An 18,226-nucleotide genomic window follows, 5' to 3' on the forward strand; every position below is an offset into this window, starting at 1 on the left:
ACTTTGGTCCCGGACCGTGACGCATCTCGCAGATAGGACAGTTCTGGCTCTTACCGGCTCAGACGGCGGCCGGGACCTTCGCCGTCGTGACGGCGGGGGCCTCGTCGCCGGGGGCGTCGGCCGCCTTCTCCGGTGCCGTCTTGCGCAGCCCCTTCAGGACGACGACCAGGGCGGCCGAGACGCAGACCCCGGCGAGGATCGCGACCAGGTAGAGCAGCGCGTTGCCGATCAGCGGGACCACGAAGATGCCGCCGTGCGGGGCCCGCAGGGTGCAGCCGAAGGCCATCGACAGGGCGCCGGTGACCGCGCCGCCCGCCATGGAGGCGGGGATGACGCGCAGCGGGTCGGCCGCGGCGAACGGGATGGCGCCCTCGGTGATGAAGGAGGCGCCGAGCACCCAGGCCGCCTTGCCGTTCTCCCGCTCGGCCCTGGTGAAGAGACGGCCGCGCACGGTGGTGGCCAGGGCCATGGCGAGCGGCGGCACCATGCCGGCGGCCATCACGGCGGCCATGACCTTGAGCGAACCGTCGGTGGGGTTGGCGAGGCCGCCGACCGCGAAGGCGTAGGCGACCTTGTTGAGCGGGCCGCCCAGGTCGAAGCACATCATCAGGCCGAGGATCACGCCGAGGACGAGCGCGTTGGCGCCGGAGAGGGAGTTGAGCCAGTCCGTCAGGGCGCTCTGCAGGGAGGCGATCGGCTTGCCGATCACCACGAACATCAGGAAGCCGACGGCTATCGAGGACAGCAGCGGGATCACGACGACCGGCATGATGCCGCGCAGCACGGCCGGGACGTTCACCTTCTGGATCGCCATGACGACGCCGCCCGCGATGAGACCGGCGGCGAGGCCGCCGAGGAAGCCCGCGTTGACGGTCAGCGCGATCGAGCCGCCGACGAAGCCCGGCACCAGGCCCGGCCGGTCCGCCATGCCGTACGCGATGTAGCCGGCGAGCACCGGGACGAGGAAGGCGAACGCCGCCTGGCCGGTGTAGAAGAGCAGCGCGGCCCAGCTGGTCGAGGAGCCCCAGTCGAAGCTGTTGAGCAGGGTCTCGACCTTGACGTTCGCGACCTCGTAGCCGCCGACGGCGAAACCGAGCGCGATGAGCAGGCCGCCGGCGGCGACGAACGGCACCATGTAACTGACGCCCGACATCAGCCACTTGCGGAGCTTCGTCCCGTAACCGTCCTCGGAGTCACCGGAGTTGTCCACAGGTGTGGACGACGCGGCCGCGCCGGAGGCGGTCGTCTCGCCCCGGGCCGCCTTCTCCCGCACTTCCGCGATGAGCTCGGCGGGGCGGTTGATGCCGGCCTTCACGCCGACGTCGACCGTGGGCTTTCCGGCGAAGCGGTCCTTCTCGCGGACCGGGACGTCGTGGGCGAAGATCACCGCGTCGGCGGCGGCGATCACGTCCGGCGCGAGGCGGGTGAAGCCCGCGGACCCCTGCGTCTCGACGACGAGTTCGACGCCGTCGGTGTCGCGGGCCGTGTTCTCCAGGGACTCGGCCGCCATGTAGGTGTGGGCGATGCCGGTGGGGCAGGAGGTGACAGCGACGATCTTGAAGGTGTCGCCGGTCGCGGGCTGCTCCGGCTCCGCGGCCGGGGCTTCTTCGGCCGGTACGGGGTCGGGGGCCGGGTCGTCGCCGCGGATCAGCGCCGCCGTCCGCTCGGCGTCGGTCGCCGCGCGCAGCGCCGCCTTGAAGTCCTCGTCCATCAGCTGGCGGGCGAGCGAGGAGAGGATCGTGAGGTGGGCGTCGTCCGCGCCGGCCGGTGCCGCGATCAGGAAGATCAGGTCGGCGGGGCCGTCCGGCGCACCGAAGTCGATGCCCTGTGCCGCGCGGCCGAACGCGAGGGTGGGCTCGGTGACGTGGGCGCTGCGGCAGTGCGGGATGCCGATGCCGCCGTCGAGGCCGGTCGGCATCTGGGCCTCCCTCGCCGCGACGTCCGCCAGGAAGCCGTCCAGGTCGGTCACCCGGCCCTGCGCGACCATGCGTGCGGCCAGCGAGCGGGCCGCCGCCTCTTTGGTTTCGGCGGACAGGTCGAGGTCGACCAGATCCGCGGTGATCATCTCGGCGGTCATCGCGGGCTCCTTTGCCTACGCATCTGCGTGTCGGTTGATTCGCTGGCGGGTGCGGGTTCGTTGTCTCTGGTCGCGCCTCGCGGCGCAGCCGCACAGGGACACGGTCCCGCGCCTCTGAGGGCACTCATGTTCACGTCACCGGCTCCGTGAGGACGCGGTCCGTCGGGACCTGCGCCGTCAGCGTCACCGCGTCGGGCTTCAGGTCCGCCGGTGTCGGCATCGCGCTGCCGGGCAGCTGGACGGCCGCGGCGCCGTGCGCCACCGCCGACGCCAGCGCCTTCGGGCCCTCGCCGCCGGCGATCAGGAAACCGGCGAGGGAGGAGTCACCGGCGCCCACGTTGCTGCGCACCGCGTCGACGGGGGCGCTCGCGAACCAGGCGCCCGTGGCGTCGACCAGGATCTGGCCGTCCGCGCCGAGCGAGGCGAGGACGGCCGCCGCGCCCAGCTCCCGCAGTTCCTCGGCGGCCTTCACCGCGTCGCCGATCGTGGCGAGCGGGCGGCCGACGGCCTCGGCGAGCTCCTCGGCGTTCGGCTTCACGACGTCGGGGCGCTCGCGCAGGGCCGCGAGGAGTGCGGGCCCGGAGGTGTCGAGCGCGATACGGGCGCCCGCGGCGTGCGCGCGGGCCACCAACTCGGCGTACCAGGAGGGCGCGAGGCCGCGCGGGAGGCTGCCGCAGCAGGCGATCCAGTCGGCGACCCCGTCCCGCCGCGCCTGCTCACCGACGGCGCGGAGCAGTGACTCGGCTTCCTGCGCGGAGAGTTCGGGACCCGGGGCGTTGATCTTGGTGAGCGTGCCGTCCGGCTCGGCGAGCGCGATGTTCGAGCGGGTCTGGCCCGCGACGGGGACCGGGGCGACCTCGATGCCCTGGCCGTCCAGGAGTTCGGCGACCAGGGCGCCGGGGGCGCCGCCGAGCGGCAGCACGGCCAGGGTGGGGGCACCGGCGGCGGCGACCGCCCGCGAGACGTTGACGCCCTTGCCGCCCGGGTCCATGCGCTCGCCGGTGGCGCGCACGACCTCACCGCGGTCGAGGTCGGGGACCTCGTAGGTGCGGTCGAGGGAGGGGTTGGGGGTGACGGTGAGGATCATGCCGCGTATCGCCGCTTCCGTACTCAGGGTGGTGATGGTCATGCGCGGATCACCTCCGTGCCGCCCGCCTCGATCGCCGCGGCGGCCTCGGGGGCGAGGCCGCTGTCGGTGATGAGCAGGTCGACGTCGGAGAGGTCGCCGAACCGGGCGAAGTGCTCCTGGCCGTGCTTGCCGGAGTCGGCGAGCAGCACGACCCGGCGGGCCGCGGCGACGGCGGCGCGCTTCACGGCGGCCTCGGCGAGGTCGGGGGTGGTCAGGCCGGCCTCGGCGGAGAATCCGTTGGCCGCGAGGAAGACGACGTCCGCGCGGATCTCGCCGTAGGCGCGCAGCGCCCAGGCGTCGACGGCGGCGCGGGTGCGGTGCCGGACCCGGCCGCCGATCAGGTGGAGCTGGACGCCGGGGTGGTCGGCGAGCCGGGCCGCGGTGGGCAACGAGTGGGTGACGACGGTGAGTGCGGACTCCAGCGGCAGCGCGGCCGCGAGCCGGGCCACGGTCGAACCGGCGTCCAGGACGACGCTGCCCTCGGCCGGCAGCTCGGCGAGCGCGGCGTGCGCGATGCGGTCCTTCTCGTCGGCCGCGGTGCCCTCGCGCTCGGCGAGGTCGGGCTCGAAGTCGAGCCGCCCGGCCGGGATGGCGCCGCCGTGCACCCGCCGGACGAGACCGGCCCGGTCGAGCGCCTTCAGGTCGCGCCGGATGGTCTCGGCGGTGACCTTGAACTCCTCGGCCAGCGACAGCACGTCGACCCGGCCGCCGTCGCGGGCGAGGCGGAGGATCTCCTGCTGACGCTCGGGTGCGTACATGCCCGTTTACCTGTGCCCTCATCGTCGAGTGTGCCCGAATCTGTGACTTCAGCTTGAGGCTACGACCGGATTTCCGGAAAGTAAACAGGTTCGGGCACGCGACGGACACAAACAGACATTGGTCCTGGCCCGGAAATGCCGAAGGGCCCGACCCTCCGGGAGGAGGGCCGGGCCCCGCACGGACCTTCGGCGGACCGACGCACCGGCTACTGGGCTACTGGGCCACCAGGTCACCGGGCTACTGGCCCATCACGTACTTCACGGTGGGACCGGTGGTCCAGCCGCCGTCGACGGCCAGCTCGGCGCCGGTCACGTACGAGGAGTCGTCGGACAGCAGGAACACCACGGCGGATCCGATCTCGTCGGCCTCGCCGACGCGGCCCATCGGGGTGTTCGGGTAGTTGCCCTCGCCCTGCTGGATCCCGACCTGGGCGGTCATCGGGGTGTACGTCATGCCGGGGTGCACGGAGTTCACCCGGATCCGCGCCGTGCCCTGCTCCACCGCGGCGATCTTGGTCAGGCCGCGCACGGCCCACTTCGAGGCGCCGTACGACGACGTGAGCGCGAGGCCCATCAGGCCGGCCGCGGAGGAGATGTTGACGATGGAGCCGCCGCCGGCCGCCTTCATCGCGGGGATGACGGTCTTCATGCCCGCGAAGACGCCGACGAGGTTGATGTCGATGACCTTGCGGAAGCGCTCGACGCTCTCCGTCTCCAGGGGCATGCCCGTGGAGACACCGGCGTTGTTGACCAGGCCGTCGACCCGGCCGAACTCGGCGACGGCGTACGCGACGGCCGCCTGCCACTCCTCCTCCGAGGTGACGTCGAGGTGGACGTACCTGGCCTGCTCCCCGAGCTCGGCGGCGAGCGCCGCACCGTCGTCGTCCAGTACGTCGCCGATGACGACGCTGCCTCCGGCGGCCGTGACGCGCCGGGCCACCTCGGCGCCGATCCCTCGGGCTCCGCCGGTGACGACGACGCTCTTGCCGGTGAGGTTGTTCATCTGGGGCTCCACTTCATTGGGGTCAGGGGCACGTTTCAAGCCCCTGCGGCGATCGAGGAGCGCGGTCCGGGGCGACGTTCCGCGTCGTCGGGCAGGCTCGCCAGCGTCAGGCACTCCAGCGCCAGCGCCGCGGGCCCGCTCTCCCCGGAGGCCGGGCCGTCCGCATCGGCCCAGGTCTCCACGGCCACCCGCACCGCGGTGGACGCCACGCCCGCCGCGAGCCGCAGCCCGAGCGGAGCGCCCTGCGCGTCGATCCCGGCCCGCGCCGCGAGGATCGTGAGCAGCGTCGCCTCGGAGACCCGGCACGTGTCGGCCCAGACCGCCCGCAGCGCCGGGGACTCCCCGGTCAGCCGGAGCAGGGCGCGGACCCATTCCAGGGACGCCGCGTTCGCCGGGTCGTCCGCGGTGAGCGCCCGCTCGGCCGCGTACCGCAGCGCCTGCGGAGCCGACAGCGCCGCGGGCGCCTCGCGCACGGCCTCCGCCCACTGCTGCGCCCCCGCGGCGAAGAGCGGCGCGACGGCGTCCTCCTTGGTCGCGAAGTAGCGGTAGAAGGTGCGCGGCGCGACGCCCGCGGCCCGGGCGATGTCCTCGGCGCGGGTGGCCCGCAGGCCGTCCTCCGTGAAGAGCCGGGCCGCGGTCCGGGCGATGTCCAGTCGTGTGGCGGCCTTGCGCCGCTCGGTCAGCGTCGTCGCGCCCGCATCTGCTCCACCTGCCATGAAGTCACCATATGCCCATGTGGCACAATCTGCCACCGCGAGAAACGATCATGCCCAACCGATGACCAGTGAGCGGGGCGAACGCGTGCGGCGGCGGCGATTTCTTCTTCAGACAGCGGGCCTGACCGGGGCGGCGGCCCTGGCGGCGAGCGGCTGCGGCTCGGGCGGGAGCGGCCGGGTCACGCTCGATCTGCTGGTCGCGAGCTACGACAAGAGCGTCGGCGCCTCGATCGGCGACCAGTGGGACGACGTCGTCAAGGCCTTCGAGAAGAAGCACCCGGACATCCGCGTCGCGGTGGAGCGCGTCCCGTTCCTCAAGATCGACGCCACTCTCGCCCGACGCGTCAAGGACGGCCGCGCCCCCGACATCGCCCAGGGCAACGTCTTCGCGCCGTACGCCGAGGAGGGCGAGCTCTACCGGGTCGAGCAGCTCTTCGACATACCGACCCAGGCGGACTTCATCCCGTCGTTCGCCGACGCCGGCCGGGTCGACTCCGTCCAGTACGGCATCCCGATCCTCGCCAGCACCCCGCGCCTCTTCTACAACAAGGCGCTGTTCCAGCGCGCCGGGCTCACCGGCCCGCCCGGCTCCTGGGCCGAACTCCGTTCCGCGGCGAAGGCGTTGAAGGCCGTCGGCGTCCCCACGCCGTACGCGCTGCAGCTGGGCCCGGAGGCCGCGGAGGACGAGCTGCTCGCCTGGCTGCTCGCGGGCGGTGGCGGCTACTCGGAGATCGGCGGCTACGACTTCGCGTCCGCCGAGAACGAGGCGACGCTGACCTGGCTGCGCGACGAGCTCGTCACCCCCGGGCTCGCGGGCGCCGACCCGTCGCGGCTGACCAGGACCCGGGCCTACGCCGACTTCCTCGCGGGCCGGGTCGGCATGCTCGTCGCCCACCCGGTGCTGCTCGGCGCCGCGGACAAGGCGCGGCTGTCGTACGCCCACGCGCCCTTCCCCAAGAGGGACGGGGACGCGGCGCCGCCGGTCGGGCTCAACGACTGGATGATGGCGTTCGAGAAGGGCGGCCACGCCGAGCAGGCGGGCACCTTCCTGACGTTCCTGTACAGCCGCGCTTCGGCCGGGACCTACGGCACCGGGCAGACCACGCTGCCGGTGACCGCCTCGGGCTCGGACCAGCTGCGGTCGGACCGCTCGCAGCGGGCGCTGTGGGCGTTCGTCGACCAGATGCCGGACGCGGAGTTCCATCCGGTGGGGCTGCGGTCCTGGCCCACGGTGCGGTCCGCCGTACGGGAGCGCGTCGGCCGGGCCGTGCTGCGGGGCGGGCGCCCCGCGGACGTGCTGGAGGCGCTGGACCAGGTGGGCCGGTCCAGCGCCTGAAGCCCGAAGCCGTCGGTCACACCAGCTCGGGCCGGCGGTCGTCCTGCGGGGCGTCGGCAGCCGTCTCGCCGGCGCCGACGGCGGGCTTGCGGGGCAGGGCGAACATCAGCAGGAAGATGCCGACGAGGATGCCCGCGGCCCACAGCAGCGAGCTGTGGAAGCCGTCGATGAAGGCCGCGTTGCCCGCACCCTGCTTCATGTGGTCCTCGACGACGTTGAAGAAGACCACCGAGACGAGGCTGAGGCCCAGCGCGTTGCCCATCTGCATCACCGTGTTGATGAGCCCGGACGCCGAACCGGCGTGCTCGCGCGGCACCTCGGAGAGGATCGCGTCGGTCAGCGGGGCGACGATCAGGCCCATGCCGAGGCCCATCACGACCAGCGGCAGCGCCATCTGCCAGGAGGCGATGGACAGGCCGTAGTGCCCGGACTCGTACACGTAGATGAGCACGCCCGCGGCCATCGTCAGCGCGCCCGCCTGGAGCACCTTGCGGCCGAAGCGCGGCACCAGCTTCTGTACGGAGATGCCGGCCGCGACCGAGACCGCGATGGAGAACGGCACCCCGGTCACGCCCGCCTTCAGCGCGCTCCAGCCGAGGCCGAGCTGCATGTAGAGCGTCCAGGTCAGGAAGAAGATGCCCATGGTGAGACCGAAGACGGTCTGCACGGCGATGCCCGCCGCGAAGCTCTTGACCTTGAAGAGGGACAGCTCGATGAGCGGGGACCCGTCGCGCCGCGCCTTCGTCCTCTCGTACGCGATCAGCACGGCGCCGATCACGACGGACGACGCCATCATCACGTAGCCCCACACCGGCCAGCCGTTCTCCCGGCCCTGGGTCAGCGGGTAGACGAGGGCCAGCATCGCGAGGGTGACGAGCACGACGCCCACGAGGTCCAGCTTCAGCGCCTTGGGCGCCTTCGACTCGGTGATGACACGGGAGCCGAGGATCAGCGCGGCGATGCCGACGGGCAGGTTGATCAGGAAGATCGGGCGCCATTCGAGGCCGAAGAGGTTCCATTCGGTCAGCAGCGCGCCGAGCAGCGGTCCCGTGACGGCCCCCAGGCCCACGATCGCGCCGAACAGGCCGAACACCTTGCCGCGCTCGTGCGCCGGGAACGTCGCGTGCACGATCGACAGGACCTGCGGCACCATCATCGCCGCCATGCCGCCCTGCAGGATCCGGGAGGCGACCAGCATCTCCGGGTTCGCCGCGAAACCGCACAGCGCCGAGGCGACGGTGAAGCCGCCGATGCCGAGGAGGAAGAGCCGCTTGCGGCCGAAGATGTCGCCCAGCCGGCCGCCCGTGATGAGCAGCGCCGCGAAGGCCAGCGCGTATCCGGCGGTTATCCACTGGATCTGCCCGGTGGTGGCGCCCTCGTCGTGCTGGATGGTCGGCAGGGCGACATTGACGATCGTGACGTCGACGAGGTCCATGAACGCCGCCGTCATCACGATGGCGAGCGCGAACCAACGTCGGCGGTCGTCGGCTGCGGGAGTCTCCGGCCGGATCTCCGGTGCTGCGGTTGAGGTCATGGAAGAACGGTAGAGGGCATGTAGGTCAGGTCGCGTCCTAATTGCGCGGCATGCTGGAGGGCATGACGACGACCAGCACGGACACCCCGGCCCGGTTGCTCCAACTCCTCTCCCTCCTCCAGACCCCCCGCGAATGGCCCGGCGGCGAACTCGCCGACCGGCTCCGGGTCTCCCGCCGCACCGTGCGCAGGGACATCGACCGCCTGCGCGACCTCGGCTATCCCGTGCAGGCCACGATGGGCGCCGACGGCGGCTACCGGCTGATCGCGGGCAAGGCGCTGCCGCCGCTCGTCCTGGACGACGAGGAGGCGGTGGCGATCGCGGTGGGCCTGCGGGCCGGCGCCGGGCACGCGGTGGAGGGCGTCGAGGAGGCGTCGGTGCGGGCCCTGGCGAAGCTGGAGCAGGTGCTGCCGTCGCGGCTGCGGCACCGCGTCGCCACGCTCCAGGCCGCGACGATCCCGCTGGCCTCGGGGGACGGCGCCACCATCGCGCCCGAGACGCTGACCGTGATCGCGTCGGCCGCGGCCGGCACGGAGCGGCTCCGGTTCCACTACCGCGCCGCCGACGGCACGGAGACGCGCCGCCTGGTGGAGCCGCTGCGGCTGGTGTCGACGGGACGCCGCTGGTACCTGGTGGCGTACGACATCGATCGCGACGCCTGGCGCACGTTCCGCGTCGACCGGGTGTCGGAGCCGTTCGCGACGGGGGCGCGGTTCGCTCCGCGGGAGGTGCCGGAGGGGGACGCGGCGGAGTATCTGCGCCGGTCGATGGAGTCGCGGGGCGGGGGTGCGTACGAGGTCGACATCGAGTTCGCGGCGTCGGCCGAGGAGGTCTCCGCGAAGGTGCCCGCGGCGGTGGGGCGGCCCGAGCCCTTGCCCGGGGGCGGGACCGGGTGCCGGTTGCGGGCGACCGCGTCCGGGCCGGTCGAGTGGATGGCGGTCCGGCTGGCCATGACCGGGTTCGAGTTCCAGGTCCGGGGACCGGAGGAACTGGCGGTGGCCGTGCGGGAGTTGGGGGGCCGGATGGTGCGGGGCGGGGGTGCGGCGTGAAGGGGTCCGTCGCCGGGTGCGGGTCCGGTGGGGGCTGGTCGCGCGGTTCCCCGCGCCCCTGAGATGCGCACTTCGTGCGGCATCTGATCGATGGAGGCGCGGGGAACCGCGCGACCAGCCACGACGAAAGCCGCGGACGCATCCACTCGGTGAACGAGCAGACGCGTCCGCGGCTTGTCGCGGGTGAACCCTGGCGGAGCCTTACGCCGCCGCGTCGAACCCGGTGTCCCGGGCCAGCTTCTTCAGCTCCAGAAGCGCGTGCTTCTCGATCTGACGAATGCGCTCACGGGTCAGCCCGTGCTCCTTGCCGACCTCGGTGAGCGTCCGCTCCCGGCCGTCGACGATCCCGTACCGCATCTTGATGATGGACGCCGTGCGCTGGTCGAGCCGGCCGATCAGATCGTCCAGCTCCTCGGAGCGCAGCAGCGTCAGCACGGACTGCTCGGGCGACACCGCCGAGGTGTCCTCCAGCAGGTCGCCGAACTGGGTCTCGCCCTCGTCGTCCACCGACATGTTCAGCGAGACCGGGTCGCGGGCCCAGTCCAGGACGTCGGCGACCCGCTCCGGCTTGGAGTCGAGCTCGGCGGCGATCTCCGCGGGCTCGGGCTCGCGCCCGTGCTCGCGGTTGAACTCGCGCTGGACGCGGCGGATCCGGCCCAGCTCCTCGACCAGGTGGACGGGGAGGCGGATGGTGCGGGACTGGTCGGCTATCGATCGGGTGATGGCCTGGCGGATCCACCAGGTCGCGTACGTGGAGAACTTGAAGCCCTTGCGGTAGTCGAACTTCTCGACGGCGCGCACCAGGCCCGCGTTCCCCTCCTGGATCAGGTCGAGCAGGGGCAGGCCGCTGCGCGGGTAGCGGCGGGCGACCGCCACGACCAGACGCAGATTGGACCGGATGAAGATGTCCTTGGCCTTCTCCGACTCGGCGATGAGCGCCTCGAGCTCTTCGCGGGACGCCTTGCCCGCAGCCTCGCTGTCGGAGACCTCGCCGTCGAGGATCTGCTGGGCGTACACGCCCGCCTCGATGGTCTGGGACAGCTCGACTTCCTTTGCGGCATCGAGCAGCGGTGTGCGCGCGATCTCGTCGAGGTACATCCCGACCAGGTCGCGGTCGGCGATCTCCCCGCCTACGGCGCGAACACTGCGTGCCGCATCAGTCTCGCCGGACGCGGCGGACTTACGACGGGCTACGGCACGGGTTGCCATGCGTGCTCCCTTGCGATGGTAGGTCGGCTGGGCCGGACGGCTCGTACACCCTCGCGGGTGCCCTGCATCCGAAGGAAACAACGACTGGAATCCGGACAGAATTCCCAAGCTGCCCCATCATTTTTGTGATCATGCAGTACCCTGTCGCGCCACAGCGCGCGAGGAAGGGGGACGGGATGCCGTCGGAGTTCACAGAGGTGCAGGTCAGGCCGGGAGTCGAGGATGACCTCATACCACTCACGAGCCTCTACAACCACTACGTACGTGAGACGCCGATCACGTTCGACACGACCGTCTTCACGCCGGAAGAGCGACGTCCTTGGCTGCTCTCCCACCCTGAAGACGGCCCGTACCGCCTCTTGGTTGCGCAGGAACGGAGGGAGGGGACTTATGGCCCTCTCCTCGGCTACGCCACCTCCAGCCCGTTCCGGCCGAAGGCCGCGTACGACACGTCGGTCGAGGTGACGGTGTACTGCGCGCCGGACGCGGGCGGCCGCGGCATCGGCACCCTCCTCTACAAGGCCCTCTTCGAGGCGCTCGCCGACGAGGACCTGCACCGGGCGTACGCGGGCATCGCCCTGCCGAACGAGGCATCGGTCCGCCTGCACACCCGCTTCGGCTTCGACCACGTGGGCACGTACCGGGAGGTCGGCCGGAAGTTCGGCGCGTACTGGGACGTCGCCTGGTACGAGAAGCCGCTCGGCCGCAAGGCCTAGGCCCCGGGACCGTTACGCGCCCGGTGTCCCGGTGCCTACTCTCCGGCCATGGACGACACGACGGGCGACTCAACAAGCGACACGACGGCTGGTGTCACGGGCGACACCTCGGGCACTCTCGACGAAGCGCTGCAGCGGCTGCACGCCACCGGTCCCGAGTTCGACGGCTGGCTGAGCAACCACGGGCCGATGGCCGTGGAGTCGCTCGTACGCGGCGGCCAGGCGCCCCGCGTGCACCGCTGGCTCGATCACTACGAGCGGCGGCTCGACGACATGCCGGCCCTTCGCTCCGCGATCCGTGCGGCCGACTGGCAGTCGGCGCTCGGCGATCCGCGGCGCCTCGCGGACTGGATCGCGTACTTCGAGCGGGCCGTGGCCGAGCGCCCCTGGCGGGACGTGCTCGCCGAGTGGTGGCCGCGGCTGCTGCCCGGGATCGCGGCGGGCGCCACGCACCCCGTGATCCGCGTGGGCCATGCCGTACGCACCCTGCTGTCCACGGAGCCGACCGGGCCGCGCCTCGCCGAGCTCGCCCACGGCCTGGGCTACTGGGCCGCCCGCCACCAGCCCCTGCCGCCGCTGGCCGCACTCCCCTCGGCGCCGGACGCCGCGGCCGCCCTCGACGCGGTGCCGCGCGTCGCGGACCAGAGCGGCGGCATCGTGGCCCGCCTCGACCAGCTCACCGGCTTGCCCGCGTGGGCCTCCGGGCCGGTCGACCCGGACACCGCGCGCGACCGGCTCGCGGAACTCGTCACGGCGGCGGTGCACCGTTACGCGACGCACGCCCATGGCAACCCGGTGATGCTCGTGCACGCGGCGACGGCGCCGAACGCGGTGCTCAGGGTGCTGCCCGCGCTGCCCCGGGAGCTGTGGGCCGAGTCCTTGGCCGCCGCGTGGGCCGCGAGCGCGGCGGTGACGGCGGCGTACGCGCCCGCTGCGGAGGCGGGATTCCAGCGGGCCGGGGATCTGTCGCCGGAGGAGCTGTTCGCCCGGGCGGCGGCGCATGGTGACGACCACGCGATCAAGTTCGCCGACACGGCCCTGGATGTCGGCGGCGATGTCGCACTGGCCGCCGCGCTGCGTGCCCTCACTTTGATCGAGCCGGTCTGAGGTCGCGTCGGAGGCTGCGGGCCGGTGGGGGCTGCCTGCTTGACGAGATGCCGCACGAAGTGCGCATCTCAGGGGCGCGGGGAACTGCGCGGCCAGCCACGACGAAATCCGCGCCCGCCGACAACGCAGCCACCCGGCAGACGCGACAGCGCCCGCCCCGATCCGCCCGGCCTACCCGAACTGAACCGACCTCTTGGCCAGCCCCATCCAGAACCCGTCGATCACAGAGCGCTGCACCCCCAGCTCACCAGCCGCGTCCGCCACCCCCATCGTCACGAACAGCGGAGCGAAGTGCTCGGTCCGCGGATGCGCCAGCGCCCCCGCTGGGGACTTGCGGGTGAAGTCCAGCAGCCCGTCCACGTCCCCCGCGTCCAGCGCCCGGTGCCCCCAGTCGTCGAACTCGGCCGACCACGAGGGGATGCCGCCCTGCCGCAGCGCGGCGAGGTTGTGCGTGAAGAACCCGGAGCCGACGATCAGCACGCCCTCGTCCCGCAGCGGAGCGAGCCGCCGGCCGATGTCCATCAGCTTCTGCGGGTCGAGCGTGGGCAGGGAGACCTGGAGCACCGGGATGTCGGCGTCCGGATACATCTCGACCAGCGGAACGTACGCGCCGTGGTCGAGGCCGCGGTCCGGCACATCCTGCACCGGCACACCCGGGGCGCGCAGCAACTTCCGTACGGAATCCGCGAGTTCGGGCGCCCCCGGGGCGGCGTACCGCACCTGGTAGTAGTGCTCGGGGAAGCCCCAGAAGTCGTACACGAGCGGCACGGTCTCGACCGCGCCGAGGGCGAGCGGGGCCTCTTCCCAGTGCGCGGAGACCATGAGGATCGCCTTGGGGCGCGGCAGGTCGGCGGACCAGGCGGCGAGCTGGCCGGGCCACAGGGCGTCGTCGGCGAGCGGCGGGGCGCCGTGGCTGAGGTAGAGCGCGGGCATGCGCTCGGGCGCGGGTGCGGTGGACACGACGACAACCTCCTTGAAGTTTCAAGCTCTGGGTACTGACAAAAGTAACCGTTGTTTGTTTAATATTCAAGGAGGAGGTCTTTACGATGGAGCCGATGAAGAAGAGCGACCCCGAGCCCCAGTGGCTCACCGAGGACGAACAGCACGTCTGGCGTGCCTATCTGCACGCCACCACGCTCCTGGAGGACCACCTCGACCGCCAGCTCCAGCGCGACGCGAAGATGCCGCACATCTACTTCGGCCTGCTGGTCCAGCTCAGCGAGGCACCCCGGCACCGGCTGCGGATGACCGAGCTGGCGATGAGCGCGAAGATCACCCGCTCCCGGCTCTCGCACGCGATCGCGCGGCTGGAGAAGAACGGGTGGGTGCGGCGCGAGGACTGTCCCTCCGACAAGCGCGGCCAGTTCGCGGTCCTCACCGACGAGGGCCTGGAGGTCCTGCAGCGGACCGCCCCCGGCCATGTCGACGCGGTCCGCCAGGCCCTCTTCGAGCGGCTCTCCCCCGAACAGCTGAAGTCCCTCGGCGAGATCATGAAGATCGTCGCCGAGGGACTTCAGCCCAAGGAGGCCGGGGCGGACCTCCCCTGGCTCAGGTGACGCCGGGGGTCAGTGCGCGACCACCGGGATCGGCAGCTCGTCCTCGACGCCCTCCGTGTCGCCGGAGGCCGCGGCCGGGCCCGAGCCCGGGACGCCGGTGTTGATGAGCGTGAAGGCGATCGTGGCCGAGACGACCAGGATGCCGACCGCCCACCAGATGGCGTGGGTGTAGCCGCTGACCATGGCCTGGGCCTGGAGCAGCTGCGGGTTGCGCGCACCGGCCGCGTGGTCCGCGATGTACGCGGTCGTGGCCGAGGCCGCGATCGTGTTCAGCAGGGCCGTGCCGATGGCGCCGCCGACCTGCTGCGAGGTGTTGACCATCGCGGAGGCGACACCGGCGTCCCGCGCCTCGACGCCGATCGTGGCGAGCGACATGGCGGGCATGAACGCCGTACCCATGCCGAGGCCGAGCAGCAGCTGGGCGGGCAGGATCAGGGCCGGGTAGGACGAGTCGACCGACAGCTGGGTCAGCAGTCCCATGCCGAGGGCGGCGAGCAGGAAGCCCGGGCCCATCAGCAGGCGGGGGCTGACGCGGGTCATCAGGCGGGCGCCGATCTGGGTGGAGCCCGTGATCATGCCCGCGATCATCGGCAGGAACGCGAAGCCGGTCTTGACCGGCGAGAAGCCCTTCACGACCTGCAGGTAGTAGGTCAGGAAGAGGAACAGGCCGAACATCGCGATCACGGCGAGGCCGAGGGACGCGTAGACACCGCCGCGGTTGCGGTCGGAGACGACGCGCAGCGGCAGCAGCGGGTGCTTCACCCGGGCCTCGACGGCGACGAAGGCGAGCAGCAGCACGGCCGCGGCGACGAACATGCCGATGGTGGTCGCGTCGGACCAGCCGTTGGTCTCGGCGCGCGTGAAGCCGTAGACGAGCGAGACCAGGCCGAGCGTGGACAGCAGCACGCCGGGGATGTCGAGCGGCGAGCGGTTGCGGGCGCCGGCCGGCTCACGGATGACGAGGACGGCGCCGAGCGCGGCGACGGCCGCGAAGGGGATGTTGACGAAGAAGGTCCAGCGCCAGTTCAGGTACTCGGTGAGGAATCCGCCGAGGATCAGGCCGACGGCGCCACCGCCACCGGCGATCGCACCGTAGATGCCGAACGCCTTCGCGCGCTCCTTGGCGTCGGTGAACATGACGGCCAGGAGGGAGAGGGCGGCCGGGGCGAGCAGCGCGCCGAACAGGCCCTGCAGGGCGCGGGCGCCGAACATCATGGCCTCGTTCTGCGCGGCACCGCCGAGCGCGGAGGCGAGCGCGAAGCCGATCAGGCCGGTGACGAAGGTCTGCTTGCGGCCCCACAGGTCGGCGATGCGGCCACCGAACAGGAGCAGGCCGCCGAAGGCGAGCGCGTAGGCCGTGATGACCCACTGCTTGTTGCCGTCGGATATGCCGAGGTCGGTCTGGGCGGCGGGCAGGGCGATGTTCACGATGGTGGCGTCGAGGACCACCATCAGCTGGGCGAGCGCGATGAAGACGAGCGCCTTCCAGCGTCGGGAATCGGGTGCCGTTTCCGGCAAGGGGGTACCCACAGCGGGACTCCAAGTCGTGAATAAAGCTGAGAAATTGGTTCAGTACGGGAATGCGGGGCTGGGCTGCCCCTGCGTGTGCGGGGCGCGGACGAGGGATCGGCCCCGGAGGGTCAGTCCTTGCGGAGGTCCTCCAAGGTCGCGGCCGCGCCCGGGAGTTCCGAGCGGGCGGGTGCCATCAGGCCGTCGAGGAACAGCTGGAGATGACGGTGGACGAACCGGTCGAAGTCCAGGCAGGCCTTGCCGGGCAACGGCCGGGTGAGCTGGGACAGCGCGACCATCAGGTCTCCGACGCCGACGTCGGTGCGCAGCTGTCCGGCCGCGCGGGCGCGCCCGATGAGGTCCTCGATGGCGACGGTCAGCCGGTCGAGGGAGGCGAGCACGTCCGGGTGCTCCTGGTCGAAGGTGGCCTGCAGCAGCGGGCACAGCGCGCCGATGCGTTCGTCGGCGGCGGCGTGCACGAAGGTCCGCAGCGCGTCGAACGCGCCGCTCTCGCCGGCTTCCTCGGCGGCGAGTGCCTTCTCGGCGTGCTCGGTCACGCGGTCGGTGACCGAGAGGACCACGTGATGCATCAGCTCACCGCGGTCCTTGAAGTTCCGGTACAGCGTGGCGTTGCCGACGCCGGCCCGGCGGGCGGCCTCGTCGAGCGGGAGCTCGGTCCCGTACTCCACGAGCAGCTCCCGTGCGGCGGCGACGATCCGCTCCCGATTGCGCACGGCGTCGGCCCGCGGACGCGGGACGCGGCGCTGCGACTCGGCGGGGGCGGCGGTGGCCACGGTGGTCTCCTTCGGCTGGCTCGAGCGGAACCGGGGAGCCAGTCCCCGCTTCCTGCGGACACACAGCTAAACGGGGAGAGCGTCCCCGCTTATTTCCCGCACTCCATGTGACCTGACTCACACCACCTCGCCCGCAGAAACCCACGATCGGCGCACCCAGCGCGCGGCCCGCCACACCTCGACACAGGGTGATCGAAACGGAGCCGAGCGTGAGGCGGGTCGAATGCGGCAGCAGCGGATACGCAGGGGCCGACGCGGTGCGATGCTCGCCGGGGCCACCGCGGTGGCCCTCGCGCTGACCATGACCGCGAGCACCGGCCGGCTGCTGGACAGCTCACCGACCGCGGCGGGCCCGACGGCACTGGCCAGGGCGACCTCGCTCGGCCCCTGCATGATCCGCGGCGCCATGGGCGTACAGATGTCGGAGGGCATGCCCACCTCCCCCGGCTACGCCCGCTCCACCGGCACGGTCCACGCCCTGAACCTGATGATCGACTTCCCGGACGCGCACGGCGAGGGCACCGCGATGGACCGCCTCGGGGAGTTCTTCCCGAAGACCCAGGACTGGTTCCGCACCGGCTCGTACGGCCGTCTCGACTACGTCCCCGAGGCCCCGGTCAAGCACTGGCTGCGGATGCCGAAGCCGTTCACCGCGTACGGGATAGAGCGCGGCGCCCCCTTCGAACCCGGCTACCGCGAGCTGGTCGACGACATCGTGGCGGCCGCCGACCCGGACGTGGACTTCCGCCAGTACGACCTGGTGAACATCCTGGTCACCCCGAACGCCGGCCCCTCGGCGCTGGACACGGTCCTCTCCGTGACCTTCGCGGGCAACCACGAGGCGCCGGTGGCGGACGGCGTCCCCCTCTCCAACGCGTCCTTCGTGTACTCGCGCCAGGACGACGGCTCCGGCTCCTACGCCGACACCGGCTACCGCGTGCTGCCGCACGAGAACGGCCATGTCTTCGGCCTGCCCGACCTCTACACCCAGGACGGCGGCGGGGCCGTCGGGCACTGGGACATCATGAGCGAGGACTGGGGCGTCGGGAACGACCTGCTCGGCTGGCACAAGTGGAAACTGGGCTGGCTCGACGACACCCAGATCGGCTGCGCCGCGCAGCCCGGCACGACGGAGCACCTGCTGTCGCCGCTGTCCCGGGACGGCGGCGGCACGAAGATGGCGTTCGTCCCGCTGACCGAGAAGACCGGCTACGCGATCGAGGTCCGCACCCAGGAGGGCAACGACGAGGCGGTCTGCCGCCCCGGCGTCCTCATCTACAAGGTCGACGCGGACGTGGACACCGGCCACGGCCCCGTCACGGTCGAGGACTCCACCCCCGACAGCGGCGGCTGCACCCGCCGCCCGAACGTCCACGCGGAACTCTCCGACGCGCCCTACCGGCCGGGCGAGGTGTTCAAGGACCGCAAGACGGGCGTACGGATCTCGGTGGCCGGCGCGGACGCCTCCGGCAACTACCGGGTCTACGTCACGCGCCGCTGAACGACGACGACCCAACCCTCTCGGCCAAGCACTCCAAGGCCGTCTTCAGTTCCAGGGTCACCTCGGTATGTGTAGGCAGAGGAGCTGCTGGGCTCCTCTGCGCTTCGGAATTCGATTCAAGCCATCTGTTGCCGTAGCTGTCAGCGAAGCAACGTTCGGCAAGCAACCTCCGGATAACGTTGCTTCGTTACGGGTGTTACGCATGGAGCGGTCGGTGTCGCCTCGGATGCCG

At 71.9% G+C, this 18,226-nt stretch carries 16 protein-coding genes; 6 read left to right on the forward strand and 10 right to left on the reverse strand.

Annotated elements, in window-relative coordinates:
- Nucleotides 1–58 precede the first annotated feature (58 nt).
- The 5 genes from ACQUQD_RS17565 to ACQUQD_RS17585 form a co-directional block, all read right to left on the reverse strand.
- Nucleotides 59–2,077 carry a PTS fructose transporter subunit IIABC gene (locus ACQUQD_RS17565; protein WP_428953036.1) on the reverse strand — a complete coding sequence of 673 codons (2,019 nt, stop codon included), beginning with the start codon at nt 2,075–2,077 and terminating at the stop codon, nt 59–61.
- Nucleotides 2,078–2,207: 130 nt separating this feature from the next.
- Nucleotides 2,208–3,164: a 1-phosphofructokinase gene (pfkB, locus tag ACQUQD_RS17570; protein WP_428957589.1), complete on the reverse strand. Its 957-nt coding sequence runs from the start codon at nt 3,162–3,164 to the stop codon at nt 2,208–2,210.
- A 38-nt stretch (nt 3,165–3,202) separates the two neighbouring features.
- Nucleotides 3,203–3,964, reverse strand: coding sequence for a DeoR/GlpR family DNA-binding transcription regulator (locus ACQUQD_RS17575; protein ID WP_428953037.1), 762 nt, complete (start codon nt 3,962–3,964; stop codon nt 3,203–3,205).
- Between the two features lie 238 nt (nt 3,965–4,202).
- Nucleotides 4,203–4,967 carry a glucose 1-dehydrogenase gene (locus ACQUQD_RS17580; protein ID WP_428953038.1) on the reverse strand — a complete coding sequence of 255 codons (765 nt, stop codon included), beginning with the start codon at nt 4,965–4,967 and terminating at the stop codon, nt 4,203–4,205.
- 35 nt (nt 4,968–5,002) lie between these two features.
- Nucleotides 5,003–5,683, reverse strand: a complete 681-nt coding sequence (locus tag ACQUQD_RS17585) for a TetR family transcriptional regulator (RefSeq protein WP_428953039.1) — start codon at nt 5,681–5,683, stop codon at nt 5,003–5,005.
- 61 nt (nt 5,684–5,744) lie between these two features.
- Between ACQUQD_RS17585 and ACQUQD_RS17590 the strand changes: the two genes are divergently transcribed.
- The gene (locus ACQUQD_RS17590) at nt 5,745–7,019 is read left to right on the forward strand and encodes an ABC transporter substrate-binding protein (protein ID WP_428953040.1); all 1,275 of its coding nucleotides are present in this window, start codon (nt 5,745–5,747) and stop codon (nt 7,017–7,019) included.
- 16 nt (nt 7,020–7,035) lie between these two features.
- Here the strand turns inward: ACQUQD_RS17590 and ACQUQD_RS17595 are convergent, their stop codons facing one another.
- Nucleotides 7,036–8,553: an MFS transporter gene (locus ACQUQD_RS17595; RefSeq protein ID WP_428953041.1), complete on the reverse strand. Its 1,518-nt coding sequence runs from the start codon at nt 8,551–8,553 to the stop codon at nt 7,036–7,038.
- Between the two features lie 62 nt (nt 8,554–8,615).
- Between ACQUQD_RS17595 and ACQUQD_RS17600 the strand changes: the two genes are divergently transcribed.
- Nucleotides 8,616–9,602 (forward strand): helix-turn-helix transcriptional regulator, encoded by a 987-nt coding sequence (locus ACQUQD_RS17600; protein ID WP_428953042.1) that lies wholly within the window; start codon nt 8,616–8,618, stop codon nt 9,600–9,602.
- Between the two features lie 201 nt (nt 9,603–9,803).
- Here the strand turns inward: ACQUQD_RS17600 and ACQUQD_RS17605 are convergent, their stop codons facing one another.
- Complete coding sequence (locus ACQUQD_RS17605; RefSeq protein ID WP_428953043.1) at nt 9,804–10,811, reverse strand: sigma-70 family RNA polymerase sigma factor; 1,008 nt, start codon at nt 10,809–10,811, stop codon at nt 9,804–9,806.
- A gap of 176 nt (nt 10,812–10,987) precedes the next feature.
- Between ACQUQD_RS17605 and ACQUQD_RS17610 the strand changes: the two genes are divergently transcribed.
- The gene (locus tag ACQUQD_RS17610) at nt 10,988–11,527 is read left to right on the forward strand and encodes an N-acetyltransferase family protein (RefSeq protein ID WP_428953044.1); all 540 of its coding nucleotides are present in this window, start codon (nt 10,988–10,990) and stop codon (nt 11,525–11,527) included.
- Between the two features lie 48 nt (nt 11,528–11,575).
- On the forward strand, nt 11,576–12,634 hold the full coding sequence (locus tag ACQUQD_RS17615; RefSeq protein WP_428953045.1) for a questin oxidase family protein: 1,059 nt from the start codon (nt 11,576–11,578) through the stop codon (nt 12,632–12,634).
- 171 nt (nt 12,635–12,805) lie between these two features.
- On the opposite strand, the gene ACQUQD_RS17620 is transcribed toward ACQUQD_RS17615, so the two are convergent.
- Nucleotides 12,806–13,567 carry a dioxygenase family protein gene (locus ACQUQD_RS17620; protein ID WP_428957590.1) on the reverse strand — a complete coding sequence of 254 codons (762 nt, stop codon included), beginning with the start codon at nt 13,565–13,567 and terminating at the stop codon, nt 12,806–12,808.
- 113 nt (nt 13,568–13,680) lie between these two features.
- Here ACQUQD_RS17620 and ACQUQD_RS17625 point away from each other — a divergent pair, with 113 nt between their 5' ends.
- Entirely contained in the window at nt 13,681–14,190 is a 510-nt protein-coding gene (locus ACQUQD_RS17625) for a MarR family winged helix-turn-helix transcriptional regulator (RefSeq protein WP_428953046.1), read from the forward strand.
- A gap of 9 nt (nt 14,191–14,199) precedes the next feature.
- On the opposite strand, the gene ACQUQD_RS17630 is transcribed toward ACQUQD_RS17625, so the two are convergent.
- A complete protein-coding gene (locus tag ACQUQD_RS17630; RefSeq protein WP_428953047.1) occupies nt 14,200–15,720 on the reverse strand; it encodes an MFS transporter in 1,521 nt (506 codons plus the stop codon).
- Between the two features lie 110 nt (nt 15,721–15,830).
- Nucleotides 15,831–16,493, reverse strand: a complete 663-nt coding sequence (locus ACQUQD_RS17635) for a TetR/AcrR family transcriptional regulator (protein ID WP_428953048.1) — start codon at nt 16,491–16,493, stop codon at nt 15,831–15,833.
- A 223-nt stretch (nt 16,494–16,716) separates the two neighbouring features.
- Between ACQUQD_RS17635 and ACQUQD_RS17640 the strand changes: the two genes are divergently transcribed.
- Nucleotides 16,717–17,994, forward strand: a complete 1,278-nt coding sequence (locus ACQUQD_RS17640) for a M6 family metalloprotease domain-containing protein (protein ID WP_428953049.1) — start codon at nt 16,717–16,719, stop codon at nt 17,992–17,994.
- The last annotated feature ends 232 nt before the right edge of the window (nt 17,995–18,226 follow it).

It is taken from the genome of Streptomyces sp. cg35, assembly GCF_050410835.1.
Taxonomy (GTDB): Bacteria; Actinomycetota; Actinomycetes; order Streptomycetales; family Streptomycetaceae; genus Streptomyces.